At 40.9% G+C, this 232-nt stretch carries 1 pseudogene; it reads right to left on the bottom strand.

Features of this window, described 5'->3' with window-relative positions:
• Positions 1-232: pseudogene (locus ACFIO5_RS13355) on the bottom strand (YifB family Mg chelatase-like AAA ATPase); the annotation flags it as partial.

Below are 232 nucleotides of genomic sequence, written 5' to 3'. Positions count from 1 at the left end.
ATTCCGTAAGAGTGTATCCGCATTTTTATCAGGAATAGCAATTTGTTCGATAATTTTGGCTGGGCAATCACCGTTAGTGCGAATATGATCAAGCCCTAGTTTAGTAAAGCGTTTGGTTTGAATGGTACGACACCGTGCGACGCGTTTTGCAACAGCGCAGCTTTTTTCTGATTGTTCTGGTTGCATAAGATCCATAGCTGTTAAAGCAGGGACATCAATTCGTAAATCAATT

Source organism: Bartonella sp. AA86SXKL, assembly GCF_042196885.1.
Note: the sequence above shows the minus strand (reverse complement) of the source record. Positions and strands in the feature narration are given on the sequence as shown.